The sequence below is a fragment of the Streptomyces sp. NPDC043812 genome, from assembly GCF_056436245.1.
This window is the reverse complement of record NZ_JBWKCY010000003.1, coordinates 379,914-396,962: the sequence shown is the minus strand read 5'-3', so window position 1 is coordinate 396,962 and position 17,049 is coordinate 379,914. Positions and strand designations below refer to the sequence as shown.

Here is a 17,049-nt window from a genome sequence, read left to right as displayed (position 1 = left end):
CGTCCCGGAGGTTGCCTGCGGACGTGGTGCGGGATGATGGAACGACACGACATCGTGAACATCAGGGAGAGCTCCCCATGGCACCGCGGATCCTGCTCGCACGGCACGGCCAGACCGAATGGTCACTGAGTGGCCGGCACACCGGCAGGACGGACATCCCGCTGCTGGAGGAGGGCCGGCGCGGCGCGAAGCTGCTGGGAGAGCGGTTGCACCGGGCACCGTGGTCGGGCCTCGAGGGCGTCGAGGTGCGCACCAGCCCGCTCGTGCGCGCGAGCGAGACCTGTGCACTCGCCGGGTTCGGGGACCGGGCGCAGCCGTGGGACGCCCTGATGGAGTACGACTACGGCGCGTACGAGGGCCTGACCCCGCCGGAGATCCATGCCAGGCAGCCGGGCTGGGTGCTGTGGCACGACGGCGTTCCCGAGGGGGAGACGCTCGCCGGCGTGTCCGCCCGCGCGGACGAGGTCGTCGATTGGGCGCGCTCGGCCGACCGTGATGTGCTCGTCTTCGCGCACGGCCACATCCTGCGCGCGATCGGGGCGCGCTGGCTGGGCCAGGACATCTCCTTCGGCGCGCGCATCCGTCTCGACCCGACGAGTCTGTCGGTGCTCTCCTGGGCGTACGGCGAACCGGCGGTGGAGCGGTGGAACGACACGGGGCACCTGGAGGCCTGACTCCGGCCCGGCCCCGCTCCCCGGCTCAGGGCGTGCGGCCCGCGACGCCCGCGTAGCGGGCCAGGAAACCGGCGACTCCGTTCACACTGCGGTGCGGGCGCAGCACCCGCGCCGTGTCCGCCAGCATCGTCTTGATACGGGACGACTGGACGGCCCCCAGCAGATCGAGCACCTGCTCGCCCGCCGCGGCCGCCTCGTCAGGGGCGCCCGCCCGTGCCAGATCGGCGGCGAGCTCCGCGCGGTAGAGCGCCAGATTGCGCGTGAAGCGGTGGTCCTGGAGGGTCGCGGCGCGCCGTGCGTGACGGGCGGCGCGGGCGAACTCGCCCAGCGCCGACCAGCACTGTGCCTCCAGCGCCGCCAGCTCCGGCTCGGCGAAGAACGACATCCACTCCGGATCGTCCGCCGCCGCCCCGCGCGCGAAGTACCCGTGCGCGCGGGCGAGCGACTGCTCGCAGCCCGTACGGTCCCCGAGCCCTGCCCAGCCGCCCGCTTCCCGCAGCGCGAGCAGCGCCAGCAGCCGCGGCGACGCCACCTGGCGGGCGGCGCGCTGGCCCGCCTGCGCGGTGCGGACCGCCTCCCGGTGCCGGCCGGCGTCCCTCGCCAGGAAGGACGTGTTGCAGAACGCGTGCGCCTCCAACGCCGGGTCGCCCGCCACCCGTGCGGTGGCCAGCGCCTCCGCGTAGTGGGAGCGGGCGTCGTCGAAACGGCCCGAGTCATGGGCCAGCCAGCCGACGGAGATGGCCAGTTCGCCCGCGCCCGCGTGCAGCCGGTCCGCTGTCGACCGGCGGGCCGAGGTCCCCGCGTCGAGCAGCGCGTACGCCGCACGCAGCGGATGGGCGGCCCTCTTGTACAGCCCGTCGGCGCCGTGCCGGTCGTCGAGCAGCCGGATCCGTCGTACGGCCTCCTCGACGGCGTTGACCTCGGACTCGCCGACCCGGCGCTGGGCGGGCACGGAACCGAGTCCGAACCCGAGGGAGGCGGCCGCCAGCGTGGTGGGGCCGCTCGTCATGAATGCGCGACGCAGCACGTCGCTCTCCTCGTCGCTGTCGCTGCTGTGCCCGTCGCCCTCGAAGGGGCAGCAGGGTGGGAACGGGGCCGCCGGCCCCTCCGGCACCGGGGGTACCGGTGCGGCGGGGCGGCTTCTGCCGCGCACACTCTCCCGGGCGGTGAAGCCCAGATCGGTCAGCGTGAGACCGGGGAACATGTGCAGGAACACCCGCTCGTACGCGTAGTTGGGGCAGCGGATCTCGCCGGCCTCGACGCGGCCGATGTAGCGGGCGTCGCAGGAGACCTGCTCGCCGATCTCGCGGGCGGCCCTGCGTACGGCCGTCGCGAACTCGCCCGGCGAGCGTGTTCCGCGGAGCCTGCGGAAAGCCAGGTTGGGACGTGGGGTGTGCGCGGGGTGCGCCCGCGGTGTCTGTCCCGGTGTCTGTCTCGATGCCTGTGACGACGACGCCATGGCCGAGCCCTCTCTTGGTGCAGCCGTGTTCCGGCGGGGCAAGAACGTACCTGCTGTGACAGCGGGCACACACAGGGTTTACCTACAAAAGGGACATCTCGTCGGCAATCTGCCATGAACTGCCATCCTTTGCGGCGGCGTGCCGCCGTAGCCCTTGACGAGGACGGGCGTTGAACCGTAGGGAGGCGCGCTACCTGTCTCCCTACGGGACGCGGCGAGGAGGGGATCCCCTTGTTGGAGGTCGGCATGGAGACCGGTGCGACGCCCTCGACCACGGTGGGCCATCGGCCCACCCCGGACAGCAGCAAGCCCCCCGCCCGGCCGTGCGACCTGGTGACGGTTCCCGCGCGCCAGGGTCTGGAGGCCGTCGACATCCTGCGGCGCGCGGCAGCGGCGCCGGTCGTGGGGCCGGTGCTGCACGACGGGACGTGCGACACGCTCGGCTTCCTGGTGCCGCCGGGCACGGCGGACGCGTGGGACGTGCCCGGCAGCGCGTGTACACAGACCTCCGGGAGAGGTCTGCGGATCCCGGCGGAGCTTCCGGTGACGGGCGCGGGCTGGCTGCTGCCGCCGGACGACGGGGAGTCGGTGACGGACCCGGCGGTGCTGAGGGAAGCGCTGGGTGAGGCGGCGCGTCTGATCGAGGCGGCGGACAACTGCCGCTGAGGCTCGCGGCGCGAGGGCGTGTGCGGCCGCAGGGCCGCTGTGCGTCCGTGATGGATGCCCGGCGATAATGGGGGCGTGGGCAGGCGCAGGCGGGAGCGGGGGAACGACGAGGGGCAGCCCCTCGTCGAAAAGGTGGACGGCGGCGTCGCCGAGCTCGTCGGGGACCGGGAGCGGCCCCGTGGCTGGACCCTCCTCATCGACGGTGCGCCGCAGTCGCACGTCGACCTCGACGACCCGGCCCATCTCTCCTTCGAGTACCAGCGCCGCCTCGGGCACATCGTCGATCTCGTCGCCCCGCCCGCCCGGCCGCTCCAGGTCGTGCACCTCGGCGGTGGCGCCTTCACCCTGGCCCGCTATGTCGCCGCGACCCGGCCGCGCTCCACCCAGCAGGTCGTCGAGGTGGACGCGGCGCTCGTCCAACTGGTGCGCACCCGGCTTCCGCTGGACCCCACCGCCCGGATAAGGGTCCGGTCCGTCGACGCCCGCGCGGGACTCGGCAAGGTGCCGGACGGGTGGGCGGACCTCGTCATCGCCGATGTGTTCAGCGGGGCCCGCACCCCCGCACATCTCACCAGCACGGAGTTCCTCACCGAGGTGAAACGGGCGCTGCGGCCCGGTGCGTACTACGCCGCCAACCTGGCCGACGGCCCCCCGCTGGCCCATCTGCGTGCACAGGTGGCGACCGCCGCCGCCGTCTTCCCCGAACTCGCGCTCGCCGCCGACCCGACCGTGCTGCGCGGGCGCCGCTTCGGCAACGCCGTGCTGCTGGCGTCGGACACGGAGCTGCCGGTCGGCGAACTGACCCGGCGCGTCGCGAGCGATCCGTTCGCCGGACGGGTCGAACACGGTCGTGCGCTCGCCGACTTCACCGGCGGCGCCGCACCTGTCACCGACGCGAGCGCCAGGCCCTCGCCCGCACCGCCGCCCGACGCGTTCAAGGACTGAGCCCCGGCTCCGGAAGCCGGCTGCCGTGCCTGTCGGACTTCCCGGGTCAGCGCTCGTCGAACTGGACCATCGGCGGATGGCCGTTCCACGTGCAGAACACCGACGACTCGCGGCCGTCCTGCGTGAACGTCACCCGGATCCACGTCGGTTGCGTCCACACCTGCATCTGCCAGCCCGCCGCCGGGGTCGCCGAGACCAGTTCGGCCGAGCTGCTGCCGATGTCGAACACGACGCGGCCGCCCTTGACCGTGTACCCCTTCACGTCCCCCGACGACGCCGGGGCGGAGGAGGAGGCGGGTGGGGTGGCCGCGGGCGGCTTCGGCTCGGACGGCTTGGACGACGGCGTCCGCGACGGCTCCTCACGGGAGGGCGAGGGCTTCGAACTCGGCGGCCGGTCCGTCGACGACGCCTGTGGCTCCACGACGGGCGAGGTCGTCGTCTGTGCCGTGATCGGCAGGGCCCGCGGACGGTCGTACGCGGTCCCGGCCATGACCGTATGGACGCCCCACCAGGACAGCGTCACCGCCGCGCCGGTGGACAGCGACCACGCCATGGCATGTACGAGTCCTCTGCTCATCGGGGCCATAGTGCACCACGCACCCCACGCCTGTCCCGTGCTCCCCTCCGGCCCTGAAGTCCCGGCCCTTTCGGGACCGGGCTGCTCCGGATGGCGTACGGTGCCGCCCATGGCAAGTGTGCTCGTGGTCGAGGACGACCAGTTCGTGCGCTCCGCTCTCATCAGGCACTTGACCGAGGCCTCCCACACGGTACGGAGCGTCGGCACGGCCCTGGAAGCGCTGCGCGAGGTGGCCCATTTCCGGTTCGATGTGGTCATCCTGGACCTCGGTCTGCCCGATCTGGACGGTGCCGAGGCGCTGAAGATGCTCCGCGGCATCACCGACGTACCGGTGATCATCGCCACCGCCCGCGACGACGAGACCGAGATCGTGCGGCTGCTCAACGACGGCGCGGACGACTACCTCACCAAGCCGTTCTCGGTCGAGCACCTGTCGGCGCGCATGTCAGCCGTGCTGCGCCGGGCACGGGCGAGCGCCGAGGAGGCGCCGCCCAGCCGGGGCATCCAGGTCGGGGGTCTGTCCATCGACCCGCTGCGCAGGCAGGCCGAACTCGACGGACGCTCGCTCGACCTCACCCGCCGTGAGTTCGACCTGCTGGCCTTCCTCGCCGGCCGGCCCGGAGTGGTCGTCGCGCGCAAGGAACTGCTCGCCGAGGTGTGGCAGCAGAGCTACGGCGACGACCAGACCATCGACGTCCACCTGAGCTGGCTGCGCCGCAAGCTCGGCGAGACGGCGGCACGGCCCCGCTATCTGCACACACTGCGGGGAGTCGGAGTGAAGCTGGAGCCACCCCACGGCAGATCGGACGGACTGCAGGCATGAGATGGGCTCTCGTCAAGGTCTCCCTCGCCGTCACGGTGATGGTCGTGCTGGCCTTCGCGCTGCCGCTGGGCCTCGTCATCAAGGAGATGGCCCGTGACCGGGCCTTCTCCAACGCCGAGCGCCAGGCGGCGACCATCGGTCCCACACTGACCGTCACCACCGAACGCCGCCCGCTGGAGCGGGCGGTGCAGACCACGCCCGCCGGTGCGGCCGGGAAGATGGCCGTGCACATCCCGGCGTCCGGCGAACTGGGCAGTGTGCCGCTGGCGATCGGCACGCGGCGCGCGGCCGCCGCGGACCTCGCCACCGTGCAGCGGATCGGCCGGGCGTCGATCACCGAGGTGTCCGGCGGTTCGGCACTGCTGCAGCCCACGGCCATCGGCACCGGTCAGATCGCCGTCGTCGAGATCTTCGTGCCGGACGCCGAGGTCTCCAACGGCGTCGACACCGCATGGCTGGTGCTCGCGGGCGTCGGCATCGCGCTGATCGTCGGTTCCGTCGCGGTCGCCGACCGGCTGGGCGTTCGCATGGTGCAGCCCGCCCAACGGCTCGCGGGCGCCGCCCACGAGCTGGGCGAGGGCAGGCTCGGCGCCCGGGTCCCGGAGGAAGGACCGCCCGAACTGCGCTCCGCCGCCATCGCGTTCAACTCGATGGCCGACCAGGTGGTACAGCTCCTCGCCAATGAGCGTGAGCTCGCCGCCGATCTCTCGCACCGTCTGCGCACCCCGCTGACAGTGCTGCGCCTGAACGCGGCGTCGCTCGGCGAGAGCGCCGCCGCCGACCAGACCAGGGCGGCCGTGGCCCAGCTGGAACGCGAGGTGGACACCATCATCCGTACCGCGCGCGAGGCCAAGCCCCAGACCGCGGCGACCGGGCCCGGCGCGGGCTGTGACGCCTCCGAAGTGGTGCGCGAACGCATGGGGTTCTGGTCCGCGCTCGCGGAGGACGAGGGCCGCAAGGTGCGGCTCGCAGGCGTGGACCGTCCCGTACGGATCCCGGTGGCCCGCCCCGAACTCGCCGCCGCGCTCGATGCCCTGCTCGGCAATGTCTTCCGGCACACCCCGGAGGGCACCGCGTTCTCCGTCGATGTCCACAACAGCGACGAAGCGGTCATCGTGCTGGTCTCGGACGCCGGTCCGGGCATCGCCGACCCGGCCGCCGCACTGGCCCGCGGCAACAGCGGGGCGAGGGACGGCTCGACGGGACTGGGCCTGGACATCGTGCGCCGGGTCGCCGAGTCGACGGGCGGGGACGTACGGATCGGCAGCTCGGTCCTCGGCGGCACCGAGGTCCGCATCTGGATCGGACTGGACCCGCGCGAAGCCGCCCGCGCAGAGCGCCGGAAGGGGCATCGCGGCCGGGTGCAGCGCCGCCGCAGGGCCACTGCCTGAGAGCGCTCCCGGTGACCGCGGCGCCGCTCTGCGTGGCGTCGGGCACGGGCAGAGGTCTCGACCATTAATCCGTTCCGATGCCCTCCTTAAGCGCGCCCTAAGGAACTCAACCCCGGTCCCCGATCGGGTTTTTGTCCGTTTCGAGATCGCTAGCGTGCAGTCGCACCCCCACTTCCGCAACGCAGAGGCAGGCACGCGATGGGCAGCAGTACGCACCGGCGCAGGGCGAGCGTCAGGACCAAGGCGGTCGGCGCAGTCGTCGTCACCGCGGTGATCGGCGGCGCGGCGGTCGTCCTCACCGGCACCGCGCAGGCCGCGGCGGTCGGCGCCGCGTACACCAGGACCAGTGCCTGGGACGGCGGTTACACCGGTCAGTACGTGATCACCAACGAGACCGACAAGGCCCAGTCGGGCTGGACGCTCGAGTTCGACCTGCCCGCCGGCACGACGATCGGTTCGCTCTGGAACGGTGAGCACACGGCCGACGGCCGGCACATCACCGTGAAGCCCGCGAGCTGGAACAAGGCGCTCGCGCCCGGCGCGTCGGTGACCGTCGGCTTCGTCACCTCCGCGACCGGTAAGGCCGCCGACCCGACGTCCTGTCTGATCAACGAGGCCGCGTGCTCCGCCGACGGCGGCGCCACACCGCAGCCGAGCGGTCGTCCCACCGAGCAGCCCACGACCGCCCCGACACCCACCGCCTCGGAGAAGCCGACCGAGCAGCCGTCGGAGCCCGCCCCCACCCCGACCCCGACGGCGACGAAGACCGAGGACCCGAAGCCCGCCGCCGCCGCCCGCTACGCGCCGTACATCGACACCTCGCTCTACCCGGCGTACGACATGGTGGACACCGCGACGAAGACCGGGGTGAAGGAGTTCAACCTCGCCTTCATCACCTCGGGCGGCGCCTGCGCCCCCCTGTGGGGTGGCGTCACGGGCCTCGGCGACGACAAGGTCGCGGCCCAGATCGGGGACCTGCGGGCCAAGGGTGGTGACGTCCGTGTCTCGTTCGGTGGCGCGGCAGGTCACGAGCTGGCCCTGAACTGTTCGTCGGCGGACGAGCTGGCCAAGGCGTACGGCAAGGTCATCGACACCTTCGAGCTCACCAAGGTCGACTTCGACATCGAGGGCGCCGCACTGCCCGACACCGCCGCCAACTCGCGCCGCTCGCAGGCCATCGCACAGCTCCAGAAGTCCCACCCGGACCTGAACGTCTCCTTCACCCTGCCCGTCATGCCCGAGGGGCTCACCCAGCCCGGCGTCGACCTGATAGCCGACGCCAAGAAGAACGGAGTGCGCGTGGACGCCGTCAACATCATGGCGATGGACTACGGCCCGGCGTACAGCGGTGACATGGGCGAGTACGCGATCCAGGCCGCGACCGCCACGCAGGCGCAGATCAAGGGCGTGCTCGGCCTGTCGGACGCGGCGGCCTGGAAGGCCGTGGCCGTCACGCCGATGATCGGCGTCAACGACGTGGTCACCGAGATCTTCAAGGTCGACGACGCCACGCAGCTCGTGAAGTTCGCCGAGTCGAAGAACCTGGGCTGGCTGTCGATGTGGTCCTCGACGCGTGACAAGCAGTGCGCGGGCGGGGAGAAGCCCTCGGCGGACGCGACATGCAGCTCGATCCTGCAGGAGCCGCTGGCCTTCACGAAGGCGTTCGCCGCGTTCAAGTAGTCCGTCCAGGACTTCGCCCCCGCGCCCCGGCCGGCCCCCCACCCGGCCGGGTCGTCGGGGGCTCCGCGGTGTCAGCGGCCGTCCAGCACCCGCAGCGCGCGGTCGAACGCCGAGTCCCGGTCCGCCGCGAACTCCTCGTCCGTGAACACGGGCTCCGCCAGCACCGGTGGAATCCCGGGACCGTCGAACGTACGGCCCGACCGTGTCAGGAACTCCTCGTTCGGCAGCCACACCTGCCAGCCGCCGCGCCCCGGCAGATCCCGTTGCATGACGTCGGAGAACACGCCCTGCGTGTGCTCACCGATCCGGACCGTGCGCCCGGGGCGTTCCATCAGCGCCTGGGTGAACGACTCCCCGGCGCTGATCGTCATCCCGCCCGTCAGCACGGCCACCGGCCCGGTGAAACGGGGACCGTCGTGCGGCCGCACGTACTGCGGCTGGGGACGGGTGAAGCGGCTCGCGTCCGCCGGGTCGTTGCGGGCCCGCTTGGCATAGGCGAAGTGGGGGCGGTCGGTCAGCCGGCCGGCGAGGTCGAGGCCGAGCTGATCGGAGCCGCCGCCGTTGATCCGCAGATCGATGATCAGCCCGCGCAGCCGGGACGTCGTCTCCTCGGTGAGGATCGCGTCCAGTGCGTCGTCCATCGCGGCCCGTTGGGCGGCATAGCTGCCCTTCTCGGCGTAGCCGCCGAAGCCGGTGATACGCAGATATCCCTGCCCGCCCGGGAGTTCGGCGTACGCGATCCGGCCGCGCGCGTACTCCCGCAGCTTCGTGCCGCCCAGATCGCGCCGCTCGATGAACGCCTTGACCTTCGCGTCCAGTTTGTCGTCGGGCATCGTGGTGCCCGGCCGTGCCTGGGTGAAGCGGCCGGTCTCCCCGGCGAGCACCGCCACATGCGCGTCGTGCAGCGGCGCGACCATCTCCCGGAACACCGCGAAGAGTTCGGCGTCCGTCGTGTCCGTGTGCACACGCGGACGGTAGCGGTCGCGTACGGTGTGCCAGTCGACGCCCTTCGCCCCGAAGAACGGGTAGTTTTCCTCGAACGTCTGCCAGAACACGTCGAACGACGCCACCGGACCCGCGGGCGCGGGCTGTCGGCACCGGTCGGGGAGCGCGGCGATGCGGTGCAGTCCGCGGTCGCCCGGTGAGCCGCCGATGTGCAGCCACGCCCGGTCCCGGTGGTGCGCGGGCCGCACGGTGAGCAGTTCGCCGTCCTTGTCCAGGTAGCGCCCCGGGGCGCCGTCCCGCACTGCCGTCGGGCCTTTCACGCAGCTCACGCCCGTGACCTGGTACTGCTGCAGACGTCCGGCGTCCAGCGTCAGAACGGTGCCGTAGCCGTCCGTCCGCCACACCCCGCCGCTCCCCTGCGCCGACGGGCCGGCGGCGGACGCCGTGGCCGACGGCACCGCCGTGCCCGCCGTCATGGCCAGCAGCACGGCCGCTGCGACCGTCCTTGCCCTGCCGCGTCCGCCACTCCGGAACTGCATGATCGTCCCCGTTCCTCGTCCGTTCCCGGGCGTGCCCGGCCGTCCTGGTACGGACATGATCGGTGCGCCGGGGGAGCGGGGGACATCCCGCTGTCAGGTCACTGCGGGGTGGGGGAAACCCCCGTCGGCTCGGGCAGTACACCGGTGCGGGCCAGCCGGCCGTACCAGTGGGCACTGGACTTGGGGACGCGCGCCTGCGTCGCGTAGTCGACGTACACCGCGCCGAAGCGCTTGCTGTAGCCGTAGGACCATTCGAAGTTGTCGAGCAGGGACCAAAGGAAATAGCCGCGCACATCGGCGCCGTCGGAGATCGCCCGGTGCACGGCCGTCACGTGGGTGTGCAGATAGCGGATGCGGTCGGGGTCGTGGACGCTGCCGTCCGCGGCCGGTTCGTCGTGGTAGGCCGCGCCGTTCTCGGTGACCACCAGGGGCAGGCCGGGGGCCTCTCGGCTGTAGCGCATCAGCAGGTCGTACAGCCCGCTCGGATCCACGCTCCAGCCCATCTCGGTCCGTTCGCCGGGCACCCGGTGGAAGGCGACGGCGTCGGCGGCGGGCCATGGGGAGTGCGTGCTCTCGGCGTGGCCGTCGTCCCGTCCTGAGGGGCGGGCCGTGTCGGCGGCGGACACGAGCGCCGGCGAGTAGTAGTTGACCCCCAGCCAGTCGAGTGTGCCGCGGACGGCCTCGGGGTCGCCGTCCTGCACGAAGGCCCAGTCGGTGAGCGCCGACGTGTCCGCGATCAGGTCGCGCGGGTAACTGCCCCGCAGCAGCGGATCGGTGAAGATCCGGTTCGCGAGCGCGTCGATGCGCCGCTGCGCGTCCAGATCCTCCGGGCTCTGTGTACGCGCCCTGACCGCGCTCGGGTTGAGGCTGATCCCGATCCGGGCGCTCGCCGGCAGGGCCTGGCGCATCGCCGCGACGGCGAGACCGTGCCCCAGATTGAGGTGGTGCGCGGCGCGCAGGGCGGCGACCGGATCGGTGCGCCCCGGCGCGTGCACTCCGGAGCCGTACCCCAGAAAGGCGCTGCACCAGGGCTCGTTGAGGGTGGTCCACAGTTCCACCCTGTCGCCGAGCGCGTCGGCGACGATCCGGGCGTACTCGGCGAAGCGATGGGCGGTGTCCCGCTGCGGCCAGCCGCCCGCCGCCTCCAGGTCCTGCGGCAGGTCCCAGTGGTAGAGGGTCAGTACGGGCCGGATGCCGTGCGCCAGGAGATCGTCGACGAGCCCGCGGTAGAAGTCGAGACCGCGCTGGACGGCCGGCCCGCGCCCGGTCGGCTGCACGCGCGGCCACGACACCGAGAAGCGGTACGCGCTCACCCCGAGGTCCGCCATGAGCCGGACGTCCTCGGCCCGTCGGTGGAAGTGGTCGGCGGCCGTGTCACCGGTGTCGCCGCCGAGCACCTTGCCGGGGGTGTGGCTGAAGGTGTCCCAGATGGACGGCGTGCGGCCGCCCTCCCGTGCCGCACCCTCGATCTGGTAGGCGGCGGTGGCGGTGCCCCAAAGGAAGTCGTGCGGAAAGCTGATGGACATGTCGGAACTCCCCTGTGTGCGACGGAATGTAGACGAATGTCAGCCCTTGACCGCGCCCTGCATGATGCCGCCGACGATTTGCTTGCCGAAGACCACGAAGGCGAGCAGGAGCGGCAGGGTGCCCAGCAGCGCGCCGGCCATGATCACCGACTGGTCGGGGATGTAGCCGCGTCCCAGACCGGTCAGCGCGACCTGCACGGTCGGATTGCCGGTCTGGGTGAGGGCGAGGATCGGCCAGAAGAAGTCGTTCCAGGCCATCACGAAGGTCAGCATCCCGAGGACGGCCATCGCGGGTCGGGCGGCCGGGAAGACGATGTGCCACACGACGCGCCAGCTGTTCGCGCCGTCGACGCGTGCGGCCTCGATCAGTTCGCCGGGCAGCGCCTCCATCAGGTACTGGCGCATGAAGAACACGCCGAACGCGCTGACCAGCGTGGGCAGGATGACGGACTGCAGCTGGTCGGTCCAGGACAGTTCGGCGATGAGCATGTACAGCGGAACGACGCTGAGCTGCGGAGGGACCATCATCGTGCCGATCACCAGGACCAGCAGCAGGTTCTTCATACGGAAGCGCAGTTTGGCGAACGCGAACCCGGCGAGCGTGGCGAAGAGCACGGTGCCCGCCGCGATCGATCCGGCGACGATCGTGGTGTTGAGCAGCGCGGCCCCCATGTTGGCGTCGGTCCAGGCGATCTCCAGATTCCTGAGGAGATTGCCGCCGAACCAGAAGGGCGGGGGAGTCTGCGCGAGCCGGGTGCTGGTGCGGGAGGCGGCGACCGCGGTCCACACCAGCGGGAAGAGGGACCCGATCGTGAACACGATCAGGATCGCGTAGGCGATCCTTCCGCCGTGCAGGTGCCCGCCTGCCCGTTTTGCCTTCGGCATCATGTGTCCCCCTGCGCGCTCTTGCTCAGACGACGGGCGATCAGCCAGTTCACCGCGCCGATGATCAGCAGGATCAGGAACATCGCCCAGGCGATCGCGGACGCGCGGCCCAGATGGAGGTTCACCCAGCCCTGCTCGTACAGATACAGACCGAGCGTCTGGTACTGGTGGTCCGCGCCGCCCGTCGCGCCCGCGCCGCCGTTGAACAGCAGCGGTTCACCGAAGAGCTGGGTCGCGCCGATCGTGGAGACCACGCAGGTGAACAGGATGGTGTGGCGCAGCGAGGGGACCGTGACGTGGATGAACTGCTGCCATCGGGAGGCGCCGTCCAGCGCCGCCGACTCGTACAGCTCGTTCGGGACGGCCTGCATGGCGGCGAGGTAGATGAGCGCGTTGTAGCCGGTCCAGCGCCAGATGACGATCGTGGAGACCGCGAGCTGCGAGGTCCACTGCCCGTTCTGCCAGTCGACCGTGTCGATGCCGGCCAGTCCGAGTGCCCAGTTGATCATTCCGTAGTCGCGCCCGAAGAGCAGCACGAAGACGAGCGTCGCGGCAGCGACCGACGTCGCGTACGGGGTGAGGACGGCGACACGGAAGAACATCGAGCCGCGCAGCCGGTAGTTGAGCAGATGCGCGATGCCGAGCGCGACGACCAGCTGCGGCACGGTGGACAGCAGGCCGATGGTCACGGTGTTCTGCAGCGCGTTCCAGAAGAACTCGTCCTCGAGCAGCCGCGCGAAGTTGCGCAGCCCCACCCACTCCATGTCGGTGGGCGCGGTCAGCTCCACCCGGTGCAGCGACGCCCAGCCGGTGTAGAGGAGGGGGAAGAGACCGAAGGCCAGGAAGAAGAGGAAGAACGGTGCGACGAAGGCGTACGGGCTCCACTTCACATCGCGCCTGTAGCGGCGCGAGCGCCGGGCCCGGCGGCGCTCGTCGACGGTGTCGTTCGTACCGGGGGCCGCGCCCTCCGCGGAGTGATCCTCCTCGGCGGGCGCGGCCGGAAGTCCGGATGCCGTGTGCGACACAGGTCACTGATCCAGCGCGTTGTCGATGGCCTTGACCGCCGCGTCCCAGCCCTGCTCCGAGGAGCGGCCCTTCTGGTCGACCTGCAGCATGCCGACGTCCACCAGGTTCTGCGCGATGATCAGGTCCTTCGGGCCGACGATCTGGACCGGCACACCCTCGGCGGCCCGGGAGAATATCTCGCCGATCGGCGCACCGCCGAAGTAGTCGTGCTTCGCGCCGGAGACGGCGGGCAGTGAGTACGCCGCCTTGGCGCTCGGGAAGCTGCCGCGCTCGGTGAACAGCTTCGCCTGCTGTTCGGGGGCGGTCAGCCACGCCACGAGCTCGGCGGCGGCCTTCTTGTTCTTGCCGGCCTCCGGGACGATCAGGAAGGAGCCGCCCCAGTTGCTGGGCTTGGGCGCCGGTGCCACGTCCCACTTGTCCTTGCCGGCCTCGCCGGCCTTGTCCTGGATGTAGCCGAGCATCCATGCCGGGCAGGAGACGGTCGCGAACGTGCCGTTGGCGAAGGCCTGGTCCCATGCGGGGGTGAACTGCTGGAGCTTGCCGGTCAGTCCCTCGGTCGCGAACGCGGCGGCGATGCCCCAGGCGTGCCTGACGCCCGGGCTGGTCTTGTAGACGACCTTGCCGTCCTCGTCGTAGAACCGCTGCTCGTTGCTGCCGGTGATGGCGTTCAGCACGCCCGATGCCGAGTCGACGAACGCCGTGCCCTTGGGGGCCTTGGCCTTGAACTGCTTGCCCTGGTACAGGTACTGGTTCCAGTCCCCGGCCCACAGTTCGCCGACGGCCTCGCGGTCGGTGGGCAGGCCGGCCTTCTTGAACAGGTCCTTCCGGTAGCAGATGCCCTGCGGGCCGATGTCCGTGCCGAGGCCGACGGTTCGCCCGTCCTTGCCGGTGGCCTGCGCCCACTTCCAGTCCAGGAACGCGTCCTTGCTGACCCCCTCGACCTTGCCCAGGTCGACGAGCTTGGCCGACTGTGTCGCGGTGATCTCGGCGATGTTGTTGACCTCGACGGCCTGGATGTCGGCGAGACCGCTGCCGCTGCCGAGGTGGGTGAGCAACTGCGGGTAGTAGTTCTCGTTCCGCTCGATCGAGGTCTGCTCGATCGTTATCTCGGGGTGGAGCTTCATGTACTCGTCGTAGAGCCCGGCCTCCTTCAGGCCGAAGGCGCCGAAGACCCCGACCGTGATCGTCGTCTTCCCCTTGCCACCGCCGCCGTTCGTGGCACTGCCGGCGGGTTCGTCGCTGTCCTCGGCGCAGCCGGCCAGCAGCCCGGCTCCGAGCGCGGCGACGACCGCGAGGATGACTGTCCTGCGCATTGCGGCCTCCAAGTGCCCTGTTGTGCCCTGATGTGCGCCTGCCGCTCCCGAACTGACCTGCGGCGTCGTGGCATTGACAGCGCGGGGCGGCGACGGGGAGCGTGCGGGGGGTGCGGGAAAGTGCGGACGGGAGTGGGAGCGCTCCCATTCGTGTTGTGTCGAGGTTCGCCGCTCCCTGTTGGAGTGTCAAGGCACCCGGCACGTTATGTTCGCGGCCTGGGAACCCTGGGGGAGGACGGAAATGATGTCTCGGACAATCCGTACGGGGAACACGGGGCGCGCCACCGGCAGGCCCACGCTCGAACAGGTGGCGGCCCGCGCCGGCGTGGGGCGGGGCACCGTCTCCCGAGTGATCAACGGCTCGCCGCGGGTGAGCGAGGAGACCCGCGCTCTTGTGGAGGCGGCGGTCGCCGAGCTCGGATACGTACCCAACCGCGCGGCCCGTGCGCTGGCCGCCAACCGCACGGACGCCGTCGCGCTGGTCGTCCCCGAGTCCGAGGACCGCTTCTTCGCCGAGCCGTACTTCTCCGCCATCGTGCGCGGCGCCGGAGCCGAACTGGCGGCCACGGGCAAACAGTTGCTGCTCACCCTGGCGCCGGGTGACCGTGAACGGGACACGCTCGCCCACTATCTGGCCGCCCATCGCGTGGACGGCGTGCTGCTCGTCTCCGTCCATGCCGGTGACCAGTTGCCGGACCTGCTGGCGGACCTGTCGATCCCGGTGGTGATCAGCGGACGCCGCTCGGCCGCGGAGACGCTCGCCGCGGTCGACTCGGACAACGTCGAGGGTGCGCGGCAGGCGGTCGCGCATCTCGCGGGCCGCGGTCGGCGCGCGGTCGCGACGATCACGGGCCCGCCGGACGTGTACGGTGCCCGCTGCCGGCTGGACGGCTACCGCTCGGCGGTCGCCGACGCCGGCCTGGACGCCGACCCGCGGTTGACGGCGACGGCCGACTTCAGCGAGGAGGGCGGCCGCCGCGCGATGGAGGCCCTGCTCGCCGACCGCCCGGACGTCGACGCGGTCTTCGCGGCCTCCGACGTGATGGCGGCGGGGGCGAGGGGCGTGCTGCGGGCGTCGGGCCGCCGGATACCGGACGACGTCGCCCTGATCGGCTTCGACGACTCGGCGGTGGCCCGCCACATGGACCCGGCGCTGACGAGCGTGCGCCAGCCGATCGAGGAGATGGGCCGCACCATGGCCCGCCTGCTGCTGGACGAGATCGTGGCGCCGTCCCCACCCGGCGAGCGACCGCAGATCGTGCTGCCGACACGGCTCGTGGTACGGGACTCGTCGTAGGGCCTTTGTCCGGGCCGCGTCGGGCGGTTCTGCCCGGCGCCTCGTCGCCACCGGCCACCTGGCAGTCTTGAACACCCGTGACGCGAGAGGAATCGCATGACCATCGCTCCCCAGATGTGGGCCCTCCCCGCCCACCAGCTCACGTCGGCGCATGTGGGCAAGCCGTTCACGTACGACGGCGGCTCGGGCAAGATCATGCATGCGCGCATCGCTGCCGTGGAGGTCAGCCACTCCAAGGTGAGGGTCTTTCTCGACGGGCTGGTCCACGGGGGCCGCACGGACGTGGTGCACTTCAACCCGGGTGACCTGCTCTACTTCCCGCCCGAGGGGTGACGGGGCGACGCGGTGCACGAGGGCGAGCGCACGTCGCGGGCCGTTCCACGGCGCTCGCCCTGGGCACAGGACGTGACCGGTCCGGGGGATCTGTGGGTCCGGTCGTGTTCCCGAAGGTCCGGGTATGACGAAGGGCTGACCTGTGAAACAGGTCAGCCCTTGATCATTCAGGGTGAGTAACGGGACTCGAACCCGCGACATCCTGGACCACAACCAGGTGCTCTACCAGCTGAGCTATACCCACCACGACCGGTCTTCTTCCCGACCGGCCGAGAAAAAGTGTACAGGGTCCCGGAGGGTGCTCGCGCCAGGGTTTACCCGAGGGGCGAGGGGCCGCCGTCAGGCTGTTTCGCGGGCTCCGGGCGCAGTACGTGCTTGGCCGCGATCGTCCGTGCCCTGTCCGAGTCGGGCCCGGGCTGCGGGACGAAGACCGCCTCGCGGTAGTACCGCAGCTCCGCGATGGATTCGCGGATGTCGGCGAGCGCCCGGTGGTTGCCGCTCTTCTCCGGACTGTTGAAGTACGCCCTCGGGTACCAGCGGCGGGCCAGTTCCTTGATCGAGGAGACATCGACGATCCGGTAGTGGAGGTGGCCCTCCAGCGTCGGCATGTCGCGGGAGAGGAAGCCACGGTCGGTGCCGACCGAGTTTCCGCACAGCGGGGCCTTGCCGGGCTCCTTGACGTGCTCACGGATGTACGCGATGACCTGCGCCTCCGCGTCGGCGAGCGTGGTGCCGCCGGCGAGCTCGTCGAGCAGGCCCGAACTCGTGTGCATCTGGCGCACGATCTCGGGCATGGTCTCCAGGGCTGCGTCGGGCGGGCGGATCACGATGTCCACACCGTCGCCGAGCACGTTCAGTTCCGAGTCGGTGACCAGCGCGGCCACCTCGATGAGTGCGTCGTCCGTCAGCGAGAGCCCGGTCATCTCGCAGTCGATCCACACCATGCGATCGTTCATGCGTCCTACCTTAT

At 71.2% G+C, this 17,049-nt stretch carries 16 protein-coding genes and 1 tRNA gene; 8 read left to right on the top strand and 9 right to left on the bottom strand.

Annotated features, from left to right (window positions below; genetic code table 11):
• The first annotated feature begins 77 nt into the window (after nucleotides 1-77).
• On the top strand, nucleotides 78-674 hold the full coding sequence (locus AC067Z_RS06745; protein WP_478788369.1) for a histidine phosphatase family protein: 597 nt from the start codon (nucleotides 78-80) through the stop codon (nucleotides 672-674).
• A gap of 25 nt (nucleotides 675-699) precedes the next feature.
• On the opposite strand, the gene AC067Z_RS06740 is transcribed toward AC067Z_RS06745, so the two are convergent.
• Nucleotides 700-2,133 carry a tetratricopeptide repeat protein gene (locus AC067Z_RS06740; RefSeq protein ID WP_478788368.1) on the bottom strand — a complete coding sequence of 478 codons (1,434 nt, stop codon included), beginning with the start codon at nucleotides 2,131-2,133 and terminating at the stop codon, nucleotides 700-702.
• 246 nt (nucleotides 2,134-2,379) lie between these two features.
• Here AC067Z_RS06740 and AC067Z_RS06735 point away from each other — a divergent pair, with 246 nt between their 5' ends.
• Both AC067Z_RS06735 and AC067Z_RS06730 read left to right on the top strand, forming a co-directional pair.
• Nucleotides 2,380-2,799: a hypothetical protein gene (locus AC067Z_RS06735; protein ID WP_478788367.1), complete on the top strand. Its 420-nt coding sequence runs from the start codon at nucleotides 2,380-2,382 to the stop codon at nucleotides 2,797-2,799.
• Nucleotides 2,800-2,853: 54 nt separating this feature from the next.
• Nucleotides 2,854-3,744, top strand: a complete 891-nt coding sequence (locus AC067Z_RS06730) for a spermidine synthase (RefSeq protein WP_478788366.1) — start codon at nucleotides 2,854-2,856, stop codon at nucleotides 3,742-3,744.
• Nucleotides 3,745-3,790: 46 nt separating this feature from the next.
• Here the strand turns inward: AC067Z_RS06730 and AC067Z_RS06725 are convergent, their stop codons facing one another.
• Complete coding sequence (locus AC067Z_RS06725) at nucleotides 3,791-4,330, bottom strand: hypothetical protein (RefSeq protein WP_478788365.1); 540 nt, start codon at nucleotides 4,328-4,330, stop codon at nucleotides 3,791-3,793.
• A 100-nt stretch (nucleotides 4,331-4,430) separates the two neighbouring features.
• Here AC067Z_RS06725 and AC067Z_RS06720 point away from each other — a divergent pair, with 100 nt between their 5' ends.
• From AC067Z_RS06720 to AC067Z_RS06710, 3 genes are all read left to right on the top strand, one after another.
• Complete coding sequence (locus AC067Z_RS06720) at nucleotides 4,431-5,144, top strand: response regulator transcription factor (protein WP_478788364.1); 714 nt, start codon at nucleotides 4,431-4,433, stop codon at nucleotides 5,142-5,144.
• Entirely contained in the window at nucleotides 5,141-6,535 is a 1,395-nt protein-coding gene (locus tag AC067Z_RS06715; RefSeq protein WP_478788363.1) for a sensor histidine kinase, read from the top strand. Before AC067Z_RS06720 ends, AC067Z_RS06715 begins: the two co-directional genes overlap by 4 nt.
• A gap of 198 nt (nucleotides 6,536-6,733) precedes the next feature.
• The gene (locus AC067Z_RS06710) at nucleotides 6,734-8,215 is read left to right on the top strand and encodes a cellulose binding domain-containing protein (RefSeq protein WP_478788362.1); all 1,482 of its coding nucleotides are present in this window, start codon (nucleotides 6,734-6,736) and stop codon (nucleotides 8,213-8,215) included.
• Nucleotides 8,216-8,286: 71 nt separating this feature from the next.
• On the opposite strand, the gene AC067Z_RS06705 is transcribed toward AC067Z_RS06710, so the two are convergent.
• The 5 genes from AC067Z_RS06705 to AC067Z_RS06685 all read right to left on the bottom strand — a co-directional run bounded on the left by AC067Z_RS06705 (nucleotide 8,287) and on the right by AC067Z_RS06685 (nucleotide 14,449).
• On the bottom strand, nucleotides 8,287-9,699 hold the full coding sequence (locus AC067Z_RS06705) for a S41 family peptidase (protein ID WP_478788361.1): 1,413 nt from the start codon (nucleotides 9,697-9,699) through the stop codon (nucleotides 8,287-8,289).
• A gap of 98 nt (nucleotides 9,700-9,797) precedes the next feature.
• Nucleotides 9,798-11,225, bottom strand: a complete 1,428-nt coding sequence (locus tag AC067Z_RS06700; protein ID WP_478788360.1) for a GH1 family beta-glucosidase — start codon at nucleotides 11,223-11,225, stop codon at nucleotides 9,798-9,800.
• Between the two features lie 39 nt (nucleotides 11,226-11,264).
• A complete protein-coding gene (locus tag AC067Z_RS06695) occupies nucleotides 11,265-12,113 on the bottom strand; it encodes a carbohydrate ABC transporter permease (protein ID WP_478788359.1) in 849 nt (282 codons plus the stop codon).
• Nucleotides 12,110-13,135, bottom strand: a complete 1,026-nt coding sequence (locus tag AC067Z_RS06690; protein ID WP_478788358.1) for a carbohydrate ABC transporter permease — start codon at nucleotides 13,133-13,135, stop codon at nucleotides 12,110-12,112. The genes AC067Z_RS06695 and AC067Z_RS06690 overlap by 4 nt, the downstream gene beginning before the upstream one ends.
• Before the next feature lie 3 nt (nucleotides 13,136-13,138).
• Nucleotides 13,139-14,449, bottom strand: coding sequence for an ABC transporter substrate-binding protein (locus tag AC067Z_RS06685; protein ID WP_478788357.1), 1,311 nt, complete (start codon nucleotides 14,447-14,449; stop codon nucleotides 13,139-13,141).
• Between the two features lie 244 nt (nucleotides 14,450-14,693).
• Between AC067Z_RS06685 and AC067Z_RS06680 the strand changes: the two genes are divergently transcribed.
• Together AC067Z_RS06680 and AC067Z_RS06675 are read left to right on the top strand one after the other, a co-directional pair.
• Complete coding sequence (locus AC067Z_RS06680; protein WP_478788486.1) at nucleotides 14,694-15,746, top strand: LacI family DNA-binding transcriptional regulator; 1,053 nt, start codon at nucleotides 14,694-14,696, stop codon at nucleotides 15,744-15,746.
• 96 nt (nucleotides 15,747-15,842) lie between these two features.
• Nucleotides 15,843-16,079 (top strand): hypothetical protein, encoded by a 237-nt coding sequence (locus tag AC067Z_RS06675; RefSeq protein ID WP_478788356.1) that lies wholly within the window; start codon nucleotides 15,843-15,845, stop codon nucleotides 16,077-16,079.
• 171 nt (nucleotides 16,080-16,250) lie between these two features.
• Here AC067Z_RS06675 and AC067Z_RS06670 read toward each other — a convergent pair.
• Nucleotides 16,251-16,323 (bottom strand) — tRNA-His (locus tag AC067Z_RS06670).
• 70 nt (nucleotides 16,324-16,393) lie between these two features.
• Nucleotides 16,394-17,035, bottom strand: coding sequence for an oligoribonuclease (gene orn / locus AC067Z_RS06665; protein WP_478788355.1), 642 nt, complete (start codon nucleotides 17,033-17,035; stop codon nucleotides 16,394-16,396).
• Nucleotides 17,036-17,049: the final 14 nt, after the last annotated feature.

Coding starts and splice junctions, on each gene's coding strand:
- AC067Z_RS06680 (WP_478788486.1), top strand. CDS start 14,694: ATGTCTCGGACAATCCGTACGGGGAACACGGGGCGCGCCACCGGCAGG.
- AC067Z_RS06740 (WP_478788368.1), bottom strand. CDS start 2,133: ATGGCGTCGTCGTCACAGGCATCGAGACAGACACCGGGACAGACACCG.
- AC067Z_RS06735 (WP_478788367.1), top strand. CDS start 2,380: ATGGAGACCGGTGCGACGCCCTCGACCACGGTGGGCCATCGGCCCACC.
- AC067Z_RS06700 (WP_478788360.1), bottom strand. CDS start 11,225: ATGTCCATCAGCTTTCCGCACGACTTCCTTTGGGGCACCGCCACCGCC.
- AC067Z_RS06720 (WP_478788364.1), top strand. CDS start 4,431: ATGGCAAGTGTGCTCGTGGTCGAGGACGACCAGTTCGTGCGCTCCGCT.
- AC067Z_RS06715 (WP_478788363.1), top strand. CDS start 5,141: ATGAGATGGGCTCTCGTCAAGGTCTCCCTCGCCGTCACGGTGATGGTC.
- AC067Z_RS06705 (WP_478788361.1), bottom strand. CDS start 9,699: ATGCAGTTCCGGAGTGGCGGACGCGGCAGGGCAAGGACGGTCGCAGCG.
- AC067Z_RS06725 (WP_478788365.1), bottom strand. CDS start 4,330: ATGGCCCCGATGAGCAGAGGACTCGTACATGCCATGGCGTGGTCGCTG.
- AC067Z_RS06695 (WP_478788359.1), bottom strand. CDS start 12,113: ATGATGCCGAAGGCAAAACGGGCAGGCGGGCACCTGCACGGCGGAAGG.
- AC067Z_RS06710 (WP_478788362.1), top strand. CDS start 6,734: ATGGGCAGCAGTACGCACCGGCGCAGGGCGAGCGTCAGGACCAAGGCG.
- AC067Z_RS06745 (WP_478788369.1), top strand. CDS start 78: ATGGCACCGCGGATCCTGCTCGCACGGCACGGCCAGACCGAATGGTCA.
- AC067Z_RS06685 (WP_478788357.1), bottom strand. CDS start 14,449: ATGCGCAGGACAGTCATCCTCGCGGTCGTCGCCGCGCTCGGAGCCGGG.
- orn (WP_478788355.1), bottom strand. CDS start 17,035: ATGAACGATCGCATGGTGTGGATCGACTGCGAGATGACCGGGCTCTCG.
- AC067Z_RS06730 (WP_478788366.1), top strand. CDS start 2,854: ATGCCCGGCGATAATGGGGGCGTGGGCAGGCGCAGGCGGGAGCGGGGG.
- AC067Z_RS06675 (WP_478788356.1), top strand. CDS start 15,843: ATGACCATCGCTCCCCAGATGTGGGCCCTCCCCGCCCACCAGCTCACG.